Source organism: Bacteroides sp. GM023 (assembly GCF_014750685.1).
GTDB lineage: Bacteria > Bacteroidota > Bacteroidia > Bacteroidales > Bacteroidaceae > Bacteroides.
Genome location: NZ_JAAXGE010000001.1, coordinates 126,999 through 145,973 on the forward strand (window position 1 = coordinate 126,999; position 18,975 = coordinate 145,973).

Here is an 18,975-nt window from a genome sequence, read left to right on the forward strand (position 1 = left end):
TCATCGCTGTTAAAAAGTTATTTTAAAATCGAAACCGTAACTGGAAGTAGGCAGGTTAAAGCCTCGTTCCAAACCTTGTTGGATTCCCATGGATGAAGTAGCTTCCGGGTCAATCCCTTTCGGCGTTTTCTGATGAAGGATGGCTACGTTTCTACCTACGGCCGAAACTCTCATGGATTGTATGAAACCAATCTTTCTCAACCAGTTCTTGGGGATATTGTATCCTAAAGAGATTTCTTTCAGTTTCACGTAAGAAGCGTCGTACAGGTAGAGTTCACCGTTCTTGCCACTGTCATTAGTCCAATAGTCGATAGGCTTAATCCATGCCTGGCAAGGTTGTCCCGCCAGTCCCGGTACGGAACTGTCATAAACGGCTCCGGGTACGTTCATTCCTTTCGGGCGGGAAGCATCCATATAGATGTTGCTCTTGCCGTTCGGTACATATTTAGGGTCCAGGATGCCGAGATAGCCGGTCTGGTCACCTTCATTCAGAATCAAGTCAGAGAACAGGTGTTCGGTACGTCCGCCCATTGACATGATGGATTGTGCGTTTCTGGAAGACTGGAAAGCCGTTTCCGACCATACGTGTCCACCCATACGAATATCGAACATAGCAGAGAATGAAAGGTCTTTCCAACGAAGTGAAGTACGGATACTGCCTGTCCATTTCGGTTCTACGCTGGCGAGGAATTTGGCTTCTCCTGAGAGGGGACGGCCGTTGGCTCCTACCAATACTTGTCCTTCGTCATTGGTCTTCCACGGTTCGCGGCAGTAGAGACTTACCAGCGGTTCACCTTTCACGATACGCAGTTCCACGCTGTTTTGTACGGTAGTCAACGTCATGTAGTCCATACCGTTTGCCAGCGATACAACTTCCGAGTTGTTTTTCGCCCAGTTGAGGTCTACTTTCCATTCCCAGTCCTTGTTCTTGAAAGGAACGACTCCCAGTGTTACTTCATATCCCCAGTTCTTTACTTCACCGGCGTTGAACAAGGCTTCTCCATAACCGCTTACACCATTGATAGTGGAAGTCAGGATTTGGTTCTTGGTGTTCTTATTATAATAGGTGAAGCTCAAAGAAGCGCGGTCTTTCAGGAAACGAAGGTCAAGACCTGTCTCGAAAGAGGTGGTACTTTCCGGTTTCAATGTATTGGTTTTCCGTTTGTTTTCACTTTCAAACCAAGCCATATCGCCCAAGTAAGAAGTATTGTAGCTGAATCCGTTCAGTAACTGGTCGAAGCCGGTATCGTTACCTACCTTTGCGTAAGAACCACGAACTTTGGCATAGGATAACCAATCTTTGGGAATACTCTTCACCAACTCTGTCAGTACGAAGCTGACACCGTAGGAAGAATAGAAATAAGAACGGTTGTCGGAAGGCAGGGCAGACGACCAGTCGTTACGTCCGGTTACGTCTACATAGATAAATTCCTTATAACCTACGCTGGCAGTTCCATAGACTGCTTGCTTTTGCTTCGCGTTATATTCCGGCCATGATTTGATAGTAGCGCCGTTGTTGGTCAGAGAGACAAAGTCCGAAGTAGCCAGCGTTCCGGCTTCCGAGTTTTGTTTCTTGAACAGGAAGTCTTGAAAATTGGTACCCACACTGGCAGATACGTTGAAGTCTTTCCAAGTCTTGTTGTAAGAAAGCATGGCTTCGTAAGTATAGTTACGCGCTTTCTCTGTGAATTCTTTATAGAATCCGTCGGCATCCCCCGGTGTATACATATTGCGGAACTCATAGCCGTCTTTCATATTCATGTCGAGGGCGGCTTTCAGACGCAGTTTCAGGTCTTTGGTCAGTTTGTAGTTTACCGTAATGTCTGCCAGTATCCATTCTTTCTTGTCCTGGTTGGAGAGTTCGTTCAGCATCCATACCGGGCTTTTGAACTGGAGGGCGGTCGGTTTTCCGTTCTCGTCCTTCCAGGGATACATTTCCTGTATGGAAAGGTCACGGGGCATATCCATCAGTGTATAAATCGGGTTACGGTCCGAGTTGTTACGGTAAGAGCGGTTCTTTACATTCTCATGGGTATAACGGCCGTTCAGGTCGATGTCCAGTGCCTTTGTCAGTTTCACGTTGGAACGCACGTTGAAAGCGTTACGGGTAAGGTTGTTCAGTCCTTCCAGTACGTCGTCGCTCCGCAGGTTGGTAAAACCGATACGGGTGGAGACATGCTCGGTGGCACGTTCGATAGAAACACTGTTCGTCCAGGAGTAAGCAGTCTGATACATAGAGGTGGTATTCGCCGGGGTGGGGACGTAGGATTTAAGTTCCCCGTTGCGGCCTACTACCTGGAAGCCTAACATGGGCATACCCCATGAACGGGAGTTGTCATAACCGCCCATGCGTTGGATACCGTAAGGCAGATTCGGGTCGTAGGGAACTTTGACGTCACCATTGAATGAGTTTGCCTTGTTGTTCTCAAAACGGTTGATGTGTCCGCCACCATATATATTCTGATAGATGGGGTATTGGGAGAACTCTGTGAACTGTACGTTCGTGGAGTACGTGACACCCAGTCCGCTTCTCTGACCGGCTTTCTTGGTGGTAATCAGGATGGCGCCGTTGGCTGCGTCCGAACCGTAAAGGGCGGAAGCGTTGGCACCTTTCAGGACTACGATGTTTTCGATGTCGTCCGGGTTGATACTGTTGGCAGGGTTACCGTAGTCGATTTCACCGCCTGCCACATCATTAATAATAGGTACACCGTCGATAACATAGAGTGGCTGGTTGTTACCGGAGATAGAGTTGGCACCACGGATACGTACAGTGGCCGAACCGGCGGCACCGTTGGAGATAACCTGCAATCCCGCCACTTTACCTGCCAGCATGTTGACGAATCCGGCGTCCCGGTTTTCGGTCATGCTTTCTACATCCATCTTTTGGAAAGCGGTAGAAAGTGATTTTTCATCACGGCGCAAGTCCATGGCTGTTACTACTGTCTGCTCCAGCATGACAGCATCTTCTTCCAGGGTCACATTCAATATGTTCTTTCCTTTCACTACATTGAATGATTTGGTCTTGAAACCGATATAGGAGAATTTCAACACAGCACCGTTTTCAGGGACTTGGATAGAGTATTTACCATCAAGGTCGGTTATTACACCTTTTGTTCCGCCCACTATCACTACATTAGCACCGATAATAGGCTCACCTTGTGCATCAGTCACTGTTCCTTTTACCGCCCGGTTCTGTGCTTGCATTACCGAAACGCTGAACAGCATTAAAATTAAAATGAGACTTCTTTCATAGTATCTCATGTACTGAGAAAATCGTTGTTTCATGTTTTTCATGAATTTATTTATGAATAATCACTAAATTAAGAATTAACCGGATGAGGAAGCTTGATTTAATTGTGGGCTTCATCATTCGAATCAGATTAAGGTGTTCTTTCTTCTTTCATAATATTGATATGTTTTTAAGATTAATTTTCAGCAAAAGAACTATGATCCAATAAAAAAAGAGGGGTGTTTGCGATTAATTGGGGATTAAAAAACAATTAAATGTGAATTAAGTCTTTTTTTTCTTATAATCATTCACGAATAACTGCATTTTCCTTGTATTGAATGAAAATAAAGCTATGAGCAATGAGAAATGTCGTCGGGATTATTCAGTTTTGTGGTGCGGAATATATAAAAAGGAACTCCCCTTTCCCTAAATCTTGATATGTATATCGGTGGTTCAGGGAAAGGGGAGGAGAGAAATTAATTCTGAATAACTTGTCGTCCGGGCTATAAATCGGCAAATGGGACTTTATAGCTTTCACCCATGGAGTCGTGATACTCTTTGCAGAACCGGTCGTACAGGTTTCGGGCAATGCCTTTTTTACCTTGTGCGGCCAGTACATTACATTTGGCTGCCAGTGCTTCTTCGTTAAGCGGGTCGTGCAGGAACATGATGTCGGCAAGGCGGATAATCATATCCTGATGATTCCGTTTCATTTCAATATCCAGCAGGTTCTTCAGCAGGTCGATGGAATGACTGGAATAGGCATCCTTAAAGTCGTCCAGCCAATCAAGGATAGTGTTAGGCACTAAGGGACCGTATAGCAGCAGTTCCAGGATTCGATTCAGCAGTTCTTCGCTTTTCTCCTGCTCAAACTGTTTGGTACATGCAATCAGGGTATGGTAATCGCAGAAAACATTGGTTCCCCATTTGATGCGCAGGAAATTGTTTTCTATCATTACTTCCATGTCGCCGATGCTTTCCAGCAGCACCCGCAGCTTGCGCAGGTTTACGTTGCGGTTGTTACGGGCGGCGGTTTCTTCTTTTTCCGGCCATAGTATCTCCGTTGTTTTGGAAGCTAAGATGCCTTGTGGATTTTTCTCTGTATGGAGTATCAGAAGGATAAGCATATGTTTCAAACGGGGCGTAAAGTTGGAAGTGATGTCATTCCCGTCTTTATCACGTACGTTGAAACAACCTAATAAAGAAATGGATGCACGGCTACGGTCGTAATAGTTGATAGCTTCTGCGAAAACAGGCTCTGTGTCTTGCATGATTTCTCTTTTTGGTGTACTCCTGGCTTCCGTCAGTTCCGGTTGTTTTTGAATGTTTCCGGTTGCTGCGTTGGCTGTCTTTTCCGCTGTCTTCTTTGATGAAGATGCTTCTTTCTTTTTGCTGCTGCATTTGAAGCGGTAGAATATAAAGCCACATATGGCAAGCAATAATAAGATGCCGACGGCATAGATATACCAATGGTTAGCAGTACCTTCTTCGGTCGTGGACTGCCGGATATCCATCTCGTTCACGAGCGGCATATTGATAGAGTAGATAGCAACATCATGTGTATGGTTGCTTAGTATCTTATCCAATACGAGGAACAGTTTCCCGTGTGACGGAGAAGTATATAGGCTGAAGTCACAGTCTTGATAAGTCGATTCATTATATATCGGTTTGGAGACTTCCGTGTAGACGGAATCTTTCATGGAAATCTTCCACAATACGCCTCCTTTATTTGTAGAGACGGCATAAAAAGTGCTGTCCGATGGTTCGAAATACATGGATGAAGCCATAATCGTACCATCTGCTTTGGGCTTGTCTTTTTGCCAGACGATGCGTGATTGCTTGGTTTTCAGATTAATGGCGCATAAGCCCCAATAATAGTGGGTACTTAATTCCTGCTTGCCATACTTGTTTCCTCTACCGCCAAAGATATATAGTTCATCGCCTACTACGGCCATAGCTGCCGAGTAACGGGGATAGAGGGGACGTTCATATTCTATTTGTTCCATTTTGCCGGTGCCGGACTTCATCCGATAGAGGTCGTTACGGTATTGGTAGAAACCATAACCGCCGAAAAAGTAGAATGAAGAATCAGCCGGATTGAATGCCCTGGCATGATTATAGTTGGAAGCTTCTTCCGTATTGCGTATCTCATTACTCCATTTATCCGTATCGAATGAAAAACCGGAAGTCGTGCCCTTCTTCGGATAATAAGATACTAATTGGTTGCTTAAAGTATCGTATATAAGGTGGTTGGGAGATTCGACAGCCGGGTAACCGCCGCGTATGGTTATTTCTTTTTGTAAGACTCCGTTTTCGTCTAATATATCAATCGACCGGGAATTAACTAAGTAGAATAAGGCTTCACGAACGTTGAAAGCTATATCCAGTTTTCCCGGAATTTTAGCCTGATGGATAAGTTTCCACTCGATATGATTGTCAATCAACCATAAAGGATAGACTGCGCGTGCCACGGCTCCTTCTATTTCATCATAACACACACTGTCATTGTGTTTCCACAATTTCCATTCGCGTGTCTGTTTCCCATCTTGTGTGATGGTTATATTTCTCAGGTCGATAGGAGCCACGTCCGCAAGGTATTGTTGCATTTGCCCGAATGAAGCCGTAACGCTTTTCACTCCTTGCAGGGGAGCCATGGCAGATATTTTCTTGTTATCGTAATCTACTTCGATAACGTTATCTTTCAGGCGTAGATGCAAAGAGACATCAAGCCATTTTTCACGTTCTATGGGGCTGTTTATGTTTACGATTCCTTCATTGAGCACCAATGCCGGAAAATGTCTTTCTTCACCCGCGACGAATGAAAAACGGATAAACTGGTTCGTATTTGTATGCAGATGGAGAATGGAGCCAAAGTCGGGTTCGTTGGCACGTACATACATTTGAAATGAAATGGTGAAGTCGTTTTTTATAGAGAGAGGTTGGTTATCATTTAAATACAGGGTAGTTCTCTCCACTCCCGGTACTGTATGGGATTTGAGAGAAAGTCCATAATCATACAAAGAAGATGCGTCCACTTTACCTACCGTGCAAAGCAGGACAAAGAGCAAAATTTGCAGTTGGTATTTCATAGTACTCTGTTTATAGTGCAAAAATACAAAAAACTGTATGATATACCCAAGAAATGGGAGTTATTTATAAAGGCAATACTTTGAAACGGGCATTGGGTATGACTATCATACGTTTTATGAAAAATGAAGATGTCTCAAAATAGAATGTAGGAAATGAAAATTCTATTTTGCGGCATCTTCATATAAACCGTCCGGAGTTTATTTACTGTCTGCTGATGGGGGAGCGTCGTTGGCTCCGCTGCCCCATGTCTTATTCGGTTTATTACCCATTGTCAGTACTAATTTGCCGCCATTCTTCAGGTCGTCATGACTGAACCAGGGCTTTTCCCATTTCTGCCCGTTCAGTGTAGCCGACTGGATGTATTTATTTTCTTCGGAAGCGTTCGGAGCTTCGATTTCAAATACGGAACCGTTGCTGAGTGTAATCTTTGCATTCGTGAAAAGCGGGCTTCCGATATTGTAGACGTCCATTCCCGGAGTGACAGGATAGAAGCCCAGTGAGGAGAAGACTACAAATGAAGTCATACCGCCGCCATCTTCATCTCCCGGCATACCCATAAGGTCATTGCGGAACCAGGTTTTCAGCATTTGGCGGATACGCTTCTGCGTTTTCCACGGCTGGCCTGCATAGTTGTAGAGATAAGGCACGTGCAATGACGGTTCGTTTGCCATGGAGAACTGTCCGACGTTGCCTGTGTGGTCGGGGAGTGTTGAATAGAACTCATATTTGCTTCGTCCCAACGGTTCGCTGAAGGTGCGGTCGAGATTGGCGATAAACTGCTCTTTGCCACCCATCAGGTTGATAAGGTCGGCTACATTGTGAGGTACGTCCCAGCGATATACCCAGCCGTTGTTTTCTCCGTAATATTCGCGGGCACCCATACCACCTGAATAACGATAGTCGAATGGAGTAATCCAGTTGCCATCCTTGTCTTTCGGGTGGAAGAAACTTGTTTCTTTATTGAAGATATTCCGGTAGTTGTAAGAGCATTGCAGGTAATGGGCGGCTTCGTCTTTTTTGCCTAATACGTCTGCTATGCGTGAAAGGCACCATTGGTCGTAGCTGGTTCCCAGTGTGACGGCAACAGGCTGACGCTTTTCAAAAGGATGCACGTTCGGGTCGGTTTCCTTTTCATCCGGGCGAAGGGCGGGGATGTATCCGTTTTCACGGTAGAAGTTATCCAACCAACCTGCGGCTGCTCCCGACCAGGGGGCAAGGTTTTTTTCTTCAATTCCTTTCCGGCAGGCTTCGTAGGCTTTTGCCGCATCTATGTTCAAGCCTTTGGCAAGGGCGTCGGCTATGGTGGCGACGGCATGATTGGAGTTCATACGACGTGAGTCGCCTGTCACTTCAGGGAAGGTAGGCATCCACATCGTTCCCATCTGTTCAGCCATCAACAGAAAAGAAGCGATGATGTCTTCTTCTTTTTTCTGGTCGATGAGTGTGCGAAGCGGGTGGGCAGCGCGGTAGGTGTCCCAAATCCAGTCGTCGTTATAGAAAGGAGTACCGTTGTCGTCATGTACTTTGCCGTCGAAGGCGCTGAAGTAGCGGCCGCCGGCTTCGCTCATACAGATAGGACGTTCGAAAGTACGGTAGAATGAAGAGTACAATACGGTCTTGTCGTCTTCTGTTCCTCCCTCCACTTTGATGGAGCCTAAGGCATCATTCCATATCTGTCGTCCTGCTTTTGCCAGGTTCTTTATGTTGTAGTCTTTCAGTTCATTGCGCATGTTCTTTTCAGCCTGTTCTTCGCTGATGAAAGAGATGCCGTAACGAAGGCTGACCGATGTTGTGCCGTCGGCAAAACGCCATGCTGCGCAGGCGTTGATTCCTTCCGCATTGTCTTTGCTGGCTTCGATGACTCCATCGTTCAGGATGCCGGTGCTTATCGGTTTTTCCTGCGGCTCGATATATACATATACATTGGTATTTGCACTCAATTGCTGGTGTCCGCTGATAAAGTTTTCACCTACATGGATGGAACCGTTGCGAGAGTTGACAATGATATAGGCGGGTTTGTCCGCCTCAAATGTAATCCGGTAGAGAGCCGACTGATGGGAAAGGGCATATTCCGCTTTCATACGATTGTCGTCAAGCTCTACTTCATATGAATAGGGAGTGAGGTGCTCGTTGTCATAGTTGTAAGTAATGATGGGACGAAGCTCTTTTCCCTGATAGGGACTGAGGTTGAATGCGGAACGTTCCCGGTGGTTGGTGACAATCAAAGGCAGTCCGTTCAATAATTCGGTTGTGTAATCGGCACGTTCGGGATAGACACGAAGCATACTGTTTGGCAACTGGACGGTAGCGAACGTGGGAACCAGTAAGTGGCTGATATTCCCGATGTATGGATTGACATAATCGACCGGCGTCCGGTTGGAAGTCTGTAGTTGTCCTCCATTACATCCGCTTAACATGGCAATGATTGCCGTAGTAGCAAAGAAATGTAGAATTCTCATGATTGCTTTTATTTTTAATCGTTTTACTATGAATCGTTTTATTAAATAGTCTTTTAATCGTCTTTTAGCAGGCTTTTATTTGACTTTTATTGAGCCTTTTATTTGGCTTCCGGGTTTATAAAAGCTGTTTGCAAGGTCGGAAGAAAATCCTTCTTGTTGTCGCATTTAAAGAAACCGCTGAAGTCGTGTCGGTCGCCGTCTCCTATTTTAATGACTAGCTTATTCCATCCTTGCAGTAGGGGTAACTCTTTATAAATAATCTCGTTACGTCCTTCATGGGATACGCTGGCATAAGGTTTGTCATTAATGAATAGTTCGCGTTTCTTTGCTTTTAGCATTAAGGAGAGTTTCGGCATATTAGGCTCTATCAGCAAGTCGTCCAAAGGACGCGGACTAAATACGTAAAACTCCAATGCCCAACTATCATCTGCCTTTACAAACTTATCTTTGGTAGCTACCGGGAAGTTTACTTGCTCGTCGCGGAGGAAAAAGACTTCATTGATGTCGATTTCAGGCTTTTCATAATGAATACCTGCATTCTTCAAGATGATGCTCAGTGTGTTGTATCCTTTTTCTGAGTTGGCAAATTCAGTGATTGTACTCAAATAGAAAGTGGAAGCGCCCTGCTGGTATTTCACAAATACCGGAGTGGCGGACGTACATTCGTATTCGCTGCGAAGAGTTCCGGCAGTCTTGATTTCTTCCGGACGCTTGTTCCATTTGCGCCAGTCGGTCTTACAGGCGTTCAATAAGACATCACCTTCTTCTACCAACGCACCTTTCAAAGAATAATCGGAAGCATCCGCCTTTTGAAGCTCACAGAAATAGAAGTCGGAATTGTTGAGTCCATGCATCCATGCTTTCTGTACGGGTAGGAAAGAAGAACGTTTCAATGGGTCTAATGCTACCGGAAGCGGCAGAATCTCGTTGTATCTTCCTACGGTTTCCGGTGCAATCCCCCAAATCCACAGGTCTGCGCCTTTGACAAGTTGTTTTTGTATTTCCTTTTGGGTAGTGGCATCCAACGCCTGGCTGCCGTCTACGATATAGAGCAATGACGAAGGAGTCGTTATTTTAGAAGCGAATATTACTCCTTGGGCATCCATCAGTTGTTTCACTTTGCTGCTTGGCTGGCCGATAAATACTACTTCCTTATATTTTTTGGCTGTATTGGCTGCTTCGTGAGCTTTATACCGGTCTTTGTCGATTGTGGCGTAAGGCGACCATGCCGGTTGTCCCGGAGCATTGGCTGCGCGTAAAGCTGCATACATCGGCCATTCCCGATAGAGTGGCAATGTGGGGTCGTATCCGGGATTGAATGTGGTGCAATAAGGCCCTACACGTTCGGGTTGTACACCCGGAATTCCTTCTTTATATTCACCGAAGAATATACCGTCTTCGCCGACAGTAGGCGCTTTGGTGACATCTCTTTTGCCGAGTGGGAGCGGTTGTAGTGCGTACCATGCCATATTGAAGACAGTGGTGTATGAAGCACCCATATTACGTTGGTTGGCTATCAGGTGGTAACATTCGTTGGCCAAGCCTTCCATACGTCCTTCCTGTGATTCGTAGGCACGTTCTCCGTTGTATTTGGAAACTTGTTCAGGTGTGCCGTAGTAAGCCATGCTGTGTTCACCGATACCCCAGGGTTTTCCGATGCTAATCCAGTGTTTCATGGAGTTGATGTCTCCATAGTGTCCTACGGTTACAGGCAATATACCGTTACCGTCGTCTTCTCCATCCGATGAAATCCAGGGGCGCGTAGGGTCGTACAGGCGTACGATGTCACGCCATTCTTCCCATGCCTTTTGTTGGGCAGGTATCAGTTCGGGACGGTTGTATACATGCAGGATAACGGGTTTGTTCTCGTTGCTGACACTCCATCCGAAAACGGAAGCATGATTGCGGTCACGCAAGACGAAATGTTTCAGATGTTCTTTCGATGATTCCCAAAAGTGTTCCGAATCCAGTTTCGGACCGCCGTCGCTAGCCCAGTTGGCTGTTTCATTCAGTACGCAGATACCCATTTCATCGGCTATATCCATGTAGAAACGAGGATAAACCTGTGCGTGGGGGCGAACTGCATTGCCATTCATTCCTTTAATAGCAGTGAACCAAGCCCATGCGTAGCGGCGTGTCATTTGCGGGATACCCATAAAGTGCCAGGAATCTCCGTGCAGCGCATACGGTTCGCCGTTCAGGTATTGCGTAGTACCTTGCAAGGTCCATTCACGCCAGCCGAAGCGTTCGTATTTTGTATCGACAGTTTGTTTCTTGTCTTTTATGGAAAGCAGCAGGGCATACAGATTCGGGTGTTCGGGAGTCCAGTATTGCAATGTATTCTCACTGACCGGAACTTCCACGGTTACTTTCTTTGATTCATTGGCAGCCAGCGAAACTTTGAGCGGAGCTACCTGCAATGCTTCCGTACCAAGTGTCCAGGCGGGAACGGGAGCCAAATTTACATCTGTTCCGGCACAGTTAATCCATTCTTTGACATTACCTTCCAGTTGTATATTCGCTTTTTGAGCGGTCTTATTTTGCAGGGTTATCTCGATTTCCAATGTATTCTTGCCAACCAGTGGTTTCACATATACATCTTCTATATGTACTTTAGGCAAAGCTAACAGATATACATCCTGCCAAATACCATTGATATGATAGCCCCACATCGAACCTCCGGGAACCGTACGGCGTCCGATGGTCGAATTATCCTCAAATAAGGATTGGCTGCGTACTCCCACAAGTATTTCCACTGTTTCGCCGGGAGTCACTTTATCTGTGATGTCGAAGCTGAAAGGCAGAAACAAATCGAAGTTCTCGCCTAATTTTGTCTTATTGATATAGACTTCGGAATATCCTGCGACAGCTTCAAAGTAAAGTTTGATTTGCTGACCTGTCCAATTGGCGGGAATAGTGATATTCTTCTTCATCCATGCCATTTTCACTTGTTCCCATTCTTTAGGGTAAGAAGGATAGTTGCGGTGGTCGGGACCTTCCAAGTCACGGTAACCGAAAGAGTTGATATTCCATGGTGAAGGTATTTTGATGCGTGTAGCACTCCAGTTACTACCGTCTTTCGGGAGCGGTAATTCGGGAGCTACCCCTTTTCCTTGTTTGTAGTCTTTCAGCAAAGAGACGGGTTGAAAATCCCAGTAGCCATTTAAGCAAATCTCTTGGCGATGCTCCTTCTCGGTTTTGTTCACCAAACCTTCACTGGGAGCAAAAGGGTAGGGATAAAGTAACTTTTGTCCGTTAGTCACTGTTTGCGCATTTGTCTGTATGGGCTGGATGGTAAAACTTGCCAGCAGACTGCACAATAGGATTAGATTCTTTTTCATATTTGTATATTAATAGTTTTTCTGATATTATTAGTTAGTGGCAAAGTAAAAGGAAAAGCATTAAAAAGGGGGAATGAAAGGGCTTAATCTAGGATTAAAAACTAATTAATTGCATAAAACATCTGTTTTTTTTCCAAATAAAGGAGAAAATAGGCTTTAGTTATTGTCTTGGCAGAACTAAAAAACGTATGAACAATAATATTTTTTTCAGTGTCCGGTTTACTCGTTTTAGTATGAAATTAGTTTCAGCTATACATAAATCTAATCGTCTGACTATAGTGCTTCTTTCGTCTCACTATAGTCAGACGGAAATTCAACTATAGTCAGACGATTAATTTGATTCATAATAAAAATTAGTTTTTTATTCATCGAAAACTATTATTTTCTATGAATAAATTTATTCGTCTGACAGTTGTTATCTTTTCGTCTGACAGCTGTTGAACTTGCGTCTGACAACTGTTGAATTTTCGTCTGACAGCTGTCAGACGATTAGATTTATGTATAGCTGCAACTAATTGCATTAAATATAATAGATAGAAATATGCCGGATTTAGAATTGTTCATAACGATACGCTTAGTTTATAACCGCATCAAGAGTGAATAAGAGCTTCTTTTCAACTATAGATTTGTATAATTGATAAGAAAAATAGCTTTTTAAGCGATTTAATTGTTTTTTAATCTTGGGTTAATCCGGTTTTAATACAGTAGGAAAGCGGCTCAATTTATCTTTGCATATACAGATATAATAAGTGCAATTTAATAAAATGAAAAACTATGAGACACAAATTGTTATTTGCTTTGAGGTGTTTTCTTCCACTGTTCTTTGGAGGATTCGTTGTTTTGAATGTTGCTTGCAAGGAAGACCGTTCATCAATCAATGATGATTCCGGGCAGGGAGATGATGATGACGATGAATATGTATATGTGGACGACCGCTATGATAATGGGATTAGCTGCGAGGAATACCTGGCAAATTATCGGGGAGTTCCGTTTAAGAAAGATTCGGAAGGAAATAGTTTGTCCGTGATTTCGGGAGTACCTGCTACGGTAGAAGCCGAAGATTTTGATGATGGCGGACAGGGTATCTCTTTTAATTTTAAAAACAGTACGGCCGGAAACTACAAAGACTATCGTACAGAAAAGGGAGTCGCTATCAGTAAAAGCGGGACGGTCATTAATATAGGTAATATCAACAACGATGACTGGCTTTGCTATACATTACAGGTTACACAAGCGGGAGCTTATTCCATTGAGACATACTGTGTGTCGGGTGGCGGAAAGACCAGCTTTTATTTTGAGGTGGACGGGAAATCTGCGGGGCAGATAGTGGATTCACCGGAAGATGAATGGAGTGTATTTTCACATTCTGTCAAAGTGACGAATGTTCAGTTGAGCGAGGGAAAGCACGTGTTAAGATGGTTTACCACAGGTAGTATAAACTTGGATAAGTTTGTTTTTACACGTACCGGCGAATATACAGGAGATAAAGTGGACGGCTCCCTATTTGAATATCCAAGATACGGTTATTATGAACACAACCCGTTATTTGTCAATTTCACTTCTCCAATGTTTCAGAACTCATTTACAGGAACGCTTTATACTGCCGACCCTTCGGCACACGTTTGGGCGGACGGACGGCTCTATGTCTACGCTTCACACGATATGGAACCGACACAGGGATGCGACCGTATGGACAGATACCATGTTTTCTCTACTACGGATATGAAAAACTGGACGGATCATGGGGAAATAATGAACTCGGCTACCGTAAAGGCACAGGTAGGCATGGGAATCGACGGCTTTATGTGGGCTCCCGATTGTGCATATAATAAGGAAGACCAATTGTACTATTTTTATTTCCCTCATAAGATTGATGCGAACACATGGCGTATCTTTGTGGCAACCAGCAAAGAACCTGCCGCCAAATTCAGAGTACAGGGCGTGATTGACGGGATTCCTTCCACGATTGACCCTTGTGTATTTGTCGATGATGACGGACAGCCCTATATTTATACCAGCGGTGCCGGCAAAGGCTGTTGGGGAGCTAAATTGCGCAAGGATGACTGGACGAAACTGGACGGCGTCATGAGTCCTTTGACCGGCTTTACCGATTTCCACGAAGCGCCTTGGGTACATAAGTATAAAGGTAAATACTATTTGAGCCATTCGGACAATCACGCAGGTAGCCAGGGAGGTAACCGGATGCAATACTCCATGTCCAATAATCCTTTAGGCCCATACACTCCATGCGGCTCCTATATGTATCCTCACGGAGAAGAAACAGCCCATGGCTCAATCGTCGAATATAACGGACGTTGGTATTCTTTCTATCATACGGCTAATTATTCAGGAAGAGGCGCTTTGCGTTCGGTTTGTGTAGACCCGATTGAATATGACCAAAATAATAAATTAAAAATGGTGCAGAACTGGGGAAGTCCCCGTAGTGGCCGGGCTATTGAAGTAAGAATGTCGCCATCTGTGACCATGCAGGCGGAAGACTATAATACAGGCGGTGAACATTATGGATATCATAAGAACCCGCTAGAAGGCGGCATGAAACAGGAGACACAAAACGGAATGACTTACCTCAAAGGTATGAAGTCCGGTGAATGGGTACGTTATTCCATTAATGTCAAGGAAGCCGGACGCTATGGCATCACTTGCCGAATGTTTCAGAAACGTTCAGGCGGTAAATTCCGTATTGCCGTCAATGGAATTTATAAAACAGGTGAAATAGCATTAAGCGGCTCTGCCGGCATATGGAATGAGACTTTTGTATATCCAATAGAACTGGAAGCAGGCGAGCAATATATCGACTTCCGCATAAAGAGCGGAGATATTGATATGGACTGGATTAAGTTTGGCGCAGGATACAGTCAGGTGCCCGGCGTTATTCAGGCGGAGGATTTTGACGAAGGACAATATGTGTTTAAAAACGGTTCATCCGGTAATTTCAAATCTTACAGAAGTGATCAGGGAGTAGCTATCAGTGCAAGTAATAATGTCGTTCACATTAGTAATACTTCCGGCGGAGACTGGATTCAATATACGTTCAATGTTCAAGAGAAGATTTCTAGCGTCAAGGTTCGTGCCGCGGCAGAAAAGGATGGAAAGTTTACCCTTTCTTTTGATGGCGGGGCGCAGTTGGATGCTGTATCCACGACTACGGGAAATTGGAATACCTATAATGATTTTACCGTATCGAACGTGCAATTATCAGTCGGCACTCATACAATGAAAATCCATATACTTAGTGCATTGAATATTGATTGGTTTGAATTCAGGTAGAGTAATAAAAATAATAGAATAAGGGAATGTATCAAAATTGATACCTTTTGAAACAAAGTTTATACACGAAGGCAAAGATACCCTCTATCTTTGCCTTCGTCTTATTTTAATTAAGTCGCGTTATTAAAATTGAATACTTTGTTGCCATGAGAACAACCCCCTGGATAAAACTATGTAAAGGTGCAGTGCTTGCGTTAGCAATCTCCTTCGGATTGGCTTATTGCCACACAAGCGGTACATTCGATACAGCCAAAACAGAGCAGTTCCGTCCTGTCTACCATCATACTCCCCTTTACGGTCGGATGGACAATGTGAATGGATTAACCTGTAAAGACGGGGAATATCATTTATATTTTCAATACACCCCCTACGATTCCAAGCAGGAAAATCTATATGGGGGACATTCTGTCAGCAAAGACCTTATACATTGGGAATATTCAATACCCGTTACTCCCCGTGATACACTGAAACATCTCATTTCCGATGATTCGGAAAACTGCCGTAATCCGAAAGTCTTTTGGTATGCACCGGAGAATAAATGGATAATGGTTGTTTCTACTGATAAAGAAATAGATTTCTATGATTCCAGGAATGAGAAAGACTGGAATTATATAAGTAGCTTCGGAGAAGGATACGGCGTACAACCCTGTCAATTCGAATACCCGGATATGGTAGAGCTTCCGGTAGACGGCAATACGAATCATAAGAAATGGGCACTGATAGTCAACGTAAATCCGGGATGTTATTTCGGTGGGAGCGCAACTCAATATTTTATAGGTGACTTTGATGGAACGAAGTTTATTTGTGACAATCTGCCGAATGTCACAAAATGGTTGGATTGGGGAAAAGACCATTGTGCTACTCTCTGCTCCTCTAATACCGGTGAGCGTGTGATTATTATGCCTTGGATGAATAACCGGCAATATTGCAATATCGTTCCGTCCGAACAATTTCGTAGTGCCAATGCGTTGCCGCGCGAGTTGGGACTTTACGCACAAGACGGTGATATCTATCTTTCCGCTACTCCCGTAACAGAGACAAGAGCACTGCGAAAAGAAACAAAAAAGATTCCTGTTTTCTCCGTAACAAAGGATTATCATATTCATTCTCTCTTATCTGAGAATGAAGGAGCTTATGAACTCTCATTGGATATTGTGACCGGAAAAGCCGAGATTATGGGATTCAGTCTCTTTAATGATAAAGGCGAGAAAGTCGATATTTACTTCAATCTTCCCGAGAAGAAGTTAGTAATGGACCGTACGAAAAGCGGAATCACAGATTTTGGAAAGAATAGCTTGCTGCATAAAGTAGAAGCTCATGACCGTAGGAAAACGACTGCTATTAATTACATAGATGATTTTGCGTTGGCTACATGGGCGCCTATTCAAAAGGATGACAGATATAAACTGGATATTTTTGTGGATAAGTGTTCGATAGAGATATTCTTGAATGACGGAAAGATAGCGATGACCAATCTTGTCTTTCCGACGGAACCATACAACCGTATGTACTTTTACGGTAAAGGCGGTACATTCAGTGTCGATTCTTTTAATGTGTATAGATTAGGATTATAAGTTAGGTTTTGTAGATTAGGTGTTTTTTTCAGTAGCTGTCAGATGCGAAATCCGGCAGCTACTTTTTTAGTTATGAGTTATATGAATTGAATCATTCATCAATTTCTATCGTGTATCCTCCTTTGAATACCTCACCCGGCTGTAAATGTTGCATCCAGTCTTTATCTTTGTATTCCCCTGTATAGTGTGTACGGTCGCAACGTCCATACCACGGTTCGATACATACAAAAGGAGCATTCTTTGCAGGTGGTGACCAAAGTCCTACTACCGGAGCATCAAAATGCAGGCTTAGATAAGCACTCTTCTCCTTATTATATAAGGTAACTTTATGAATCTGCTCACCTTCCAATATCAAAGCATCTTTATCAAAACTATGTATATCAAGTGGCAACAATCCATCCGTCAACTCTAACGCATATTCCGTAGAAGGGTCTGCACAGCCCTTTTCAGAGATAAGAATATACTTCAACCCTTCTTGCTTATCGAACCCGAAGAAACCTCTTTCTGAAGTGGCAGCATCAAAATCCGGCCAATAGAAAGCAGGATGCGCACCTATCTGAAAATACATTTCTTTATCACCTGTATTCTTTACTTCCCATATCACCTCGATTTGTTTCCCCTGAATACGATAACCTATTTCCAAACAGAATGGAAACGGATATTTCTGCAAAGTCTCCTCATCGCTGACAAGACGGTAACGTACTTCATTCTCTTTTTCATAAACGAGTGTGAACTCCCTGTCACGGGCAAATCCATGTTGGGTGAGTGTATAAGAAATCCCGTCATTCCGATATTCGTTCTCCCATACACTTCCTACAATAGGGAACAGGACAGGAGAGTGGCGTTTCCAAAATGCGGGATCGGCTTGCCACAGATATTCTTTTCCATTGGCAAAGATACTGCAAAGTTCAGCTCCATGCGGAGATACCTGGATAGTAAGTTGTTCGTTGGATATTGTTTTCATATCATTCATTACTTATTTTATTGTATCATCTTTTGATTCGTCTTTTAAGAGAATGCCGCTTTTAGCATTCAGGGGAGAGATTACTTTCTTTCCCGTTTTAGTTTCAAGTTCCAGCCTTGCATTACGGGCTATTTCTCCACCTTGATGGGCAACATTCATATGCTCTTTGAACGTTTCCGGGTTGTTGGCTTCGGAGATTTCTTTAGTCGATAGTTCTGCAAGCATATTTAGTACCAATTCTTTGTTAGTCATATTATCCCGCAGATTTTCCTTTTTCAATCCTTTGAACTGCTTATACTCCTTAGCTGTCATATCCGACCATGTCTGATAAATAATATCTGTGAGTGTAGCAAATTGAACACCTTCCTGTAATCCGTGGCTTTTCCACTCATCAGTTAAGTCTTTGCGGATTTCTATTGACTTCAGCCGTTGATTAATCCAGTTCTCAGAATATCCCATACGTTTATAATCCGTTAAAGCCTGGTCAATGGATAATTCGGGATCTTGTATTTGGTTAAGTCGTTCGCTGGCGACTTTAGCCATCCATACTTTGAAAGGTTCTGCCTTGGGAGAAGGAATAGATTGTATAAGGCGGAGAAGCTGTTCGGTATCGGCAACGTCGGTAAGACGCATTTTGCCATCCGATGCCTGCATTTTCAACTGGTGACAATTTGTCACCGTTTCATTTCCTTCTTCTTTTAGTCTTTGTTTCAGCTTATTCCAGTATTTACGTCCATCAATACTTTCTGTTAAGATGCTGACTACATCTACTATTGAAAAATACCACTTCTCTTGTTCGTCATCCCATACAGTACGTACCCTTTTTTCTTCGAAGAGTTTTAAAGCTTGTTGCTTAGTCATGAATTTTATTTTTAGTTATCTTTTAACGAAAAGCAGTCCTTTTTGCGGGGCTTATATCACTATACAAAGGTAACATTTTCCATACTTATAAGAGAATAGATTCCCTATAATTCTTTCACCTCGAAGAAATCTGTATAAAACCCTATAAAATAGCGTTCTATGCAAC

Annotated in this window: 8 protein-coding genes; 2 read left to right on the forward strand and 6 right to left on the reverse strand. The window is 43.7% G+C overall.

Annotated features, from left to right (window positions below):
• Positions 1-9 precede the first annotated feature (9 nt).
• From HC965_RS00470 to HC965_RS00485, 4 genes are all read right to left on the reverse strand, one after another.
• A complete protein-coding gene (locus HC965_RS00470; protein ID WP_191029582.1) occupies positions 10-3,288 on the reverse strand; it encodes a SusC/RagA family TonB-linked outer membrane protein in 3,279 nt (1,092 codons plus the stop codon).
• A gap of 447 nt (positions 3,289-3,735) precedes the next feature.
• On the reverse strand, positions 3,736-6,321 hold the full coding sequence (locus HC965_RS00475; RefSeq protein WP_191029583.1) for a hypothetical protein: 2,586 nt from the start codon (positions 6,319-6,321) through the stop codon (positions 3,736-3,738).
• A gap of 198 nt (positions 6,322-6,519) precedes the next feature.
• Complete coding sequence (locus HC965_RS00480) at positions 6,520-8,781, reverse strand: GH92 family glycosyl hydrolase (RefSeq protein WP_191029584.1); 2,262 nt, start codon at positions 8,779-8,781, stop codon at positions 6,520-6,522.
• Between the two features lie 98 nt (positions 8,782-8,879).
• A complete protein-coding gene (locus HC965_RS00485; protein WP_191029585.1) occupies positions 8,880-12,122 on the reverse strand; it encodes a glycoside hydrolase family 2 protein in 3,243 nt (1,080 codons plus the stop codon).
• 774 nt (positions 12,123-12,896) lie between these two features.
• On the opposite strand from HC965_RS00485, the gene HC965_RS00490 reads away from it, so the two are divergent.
• A complete protein-coding gene (locus tag HC965_RS00490; RefSeq protein WP_191029586.1) occupies positions 12,897-15,410 on the forward strand; it encodes a family 43 glycosylhydrolase in 2,514 nt (837 codons plus the stop codon).
• A 146-nt stretch (positions 15,411-15,556) separates the two neighbouring features.
• Positions 15,557-16,984 (forward strand): GH32 C-terminal domain-containing protein, encoded by a 1,428-nt coding sequence (locus HC965_RS00495; RefSeq protein ID WP_191029587.1) that lies wholly within the window; start codon positions 15,557-15,559, stop codon positions 16,982-16,984.
• 91 nt (positions 16,985-17,075) lie between these two features.
• Here HC965_RS00495 and HC965_RS00500 read toward each other — a convergent pair whose 3' ends face one another.
• Both HC965_RS00500 and HC965_RS00505 read right to left on the reverse strand, forming a co-directional pair.
• Positions 17,076-17,948, reverse strand: coding sequence for an aldose 1-epimerase family protein (locus tag HC965_RS00500; protein ID WP_191029588.1), 873 nt, complete (start codon positions 17,946-17,948; stop codon positions 17,076-17,078).
• Positions 17,949-17,960: 12 nt separating this feature from the next.
• Positions 17,961-18,809, reverse strand: a complete 849-nt coding sequence (locus tag HC965_RS00505) for a Bro-N domain-containing protein (RefSeq protein ID WP_191029589.1) — start codon at positions 18,807-18,809, stop codon at positions 17,961-17,963.
• Positions 18,810-18,975 lie beyond the last annotated feature (166 nt).

What these genes read in the sequence shown, in the direction of transcription:
- HC965_RS00500 (WP_191029588.1), bottom strand. Translation starts at nt 17,948, where the DNA reads ATGAAAACAATATCCAACGAACAACTTACTATCCAGGTATCTCCGCAT.
- HC965_RS00480 (WP_191029584.1), bottom strand. Translation starts at nt 8,781, where the DNA reads ATGAGAATTCTACATTTCTTTGCTACTACGGCAATCATTGCCATGTTA.
- HC965_RS00490 (WP_191029586.1), top strand. Translation starts at nt 12,897, where the DNA reads ATGAGACACAAATTGTTATTTGCTTTGAGGTGTTTTCTTCCACTGTTC.
- HC965_RS00470 (WP_191029582.1), bottom strand. Translation starts at nt 3,288, where the DNA reads ATGAAACAACGATTTTCTCAGTACATGAGATACTATGAAAGAAGTCTC.
- HC965_RS00475 (WP_191029583.1), bottom strand. Translation starts at nt 6,321, where the DNA reads ATGAAATACCAACTGCAAATTTTGCTCTTTGTCCTGCTTTGCACGGTA.
- HC965_RS00505 (WP_191029589.1), bottom strand. Translation starts at nt 18,809, where the DNA reads ATGACTAAGCAACAAGCTTTAAAACTCTTCGAAGAAAAAAGGGTACGT.
- HC965_RS00495 (WP_191029587.1), top strand. Translation starts at nt 15,557, where the DNA reads ATGAGAACAACCCCCTGGATAAAACTATGTAAAGGTGCAGTGCTTGCG.
- HC965_RS00485 (WP_191029585.1), bottom strand. Translation starts at nt 12,122, where the DNA reads ATGAAAAAGAATCTAATCCTATTGTGCAGTCTGCTGGCAAGTTTTACC.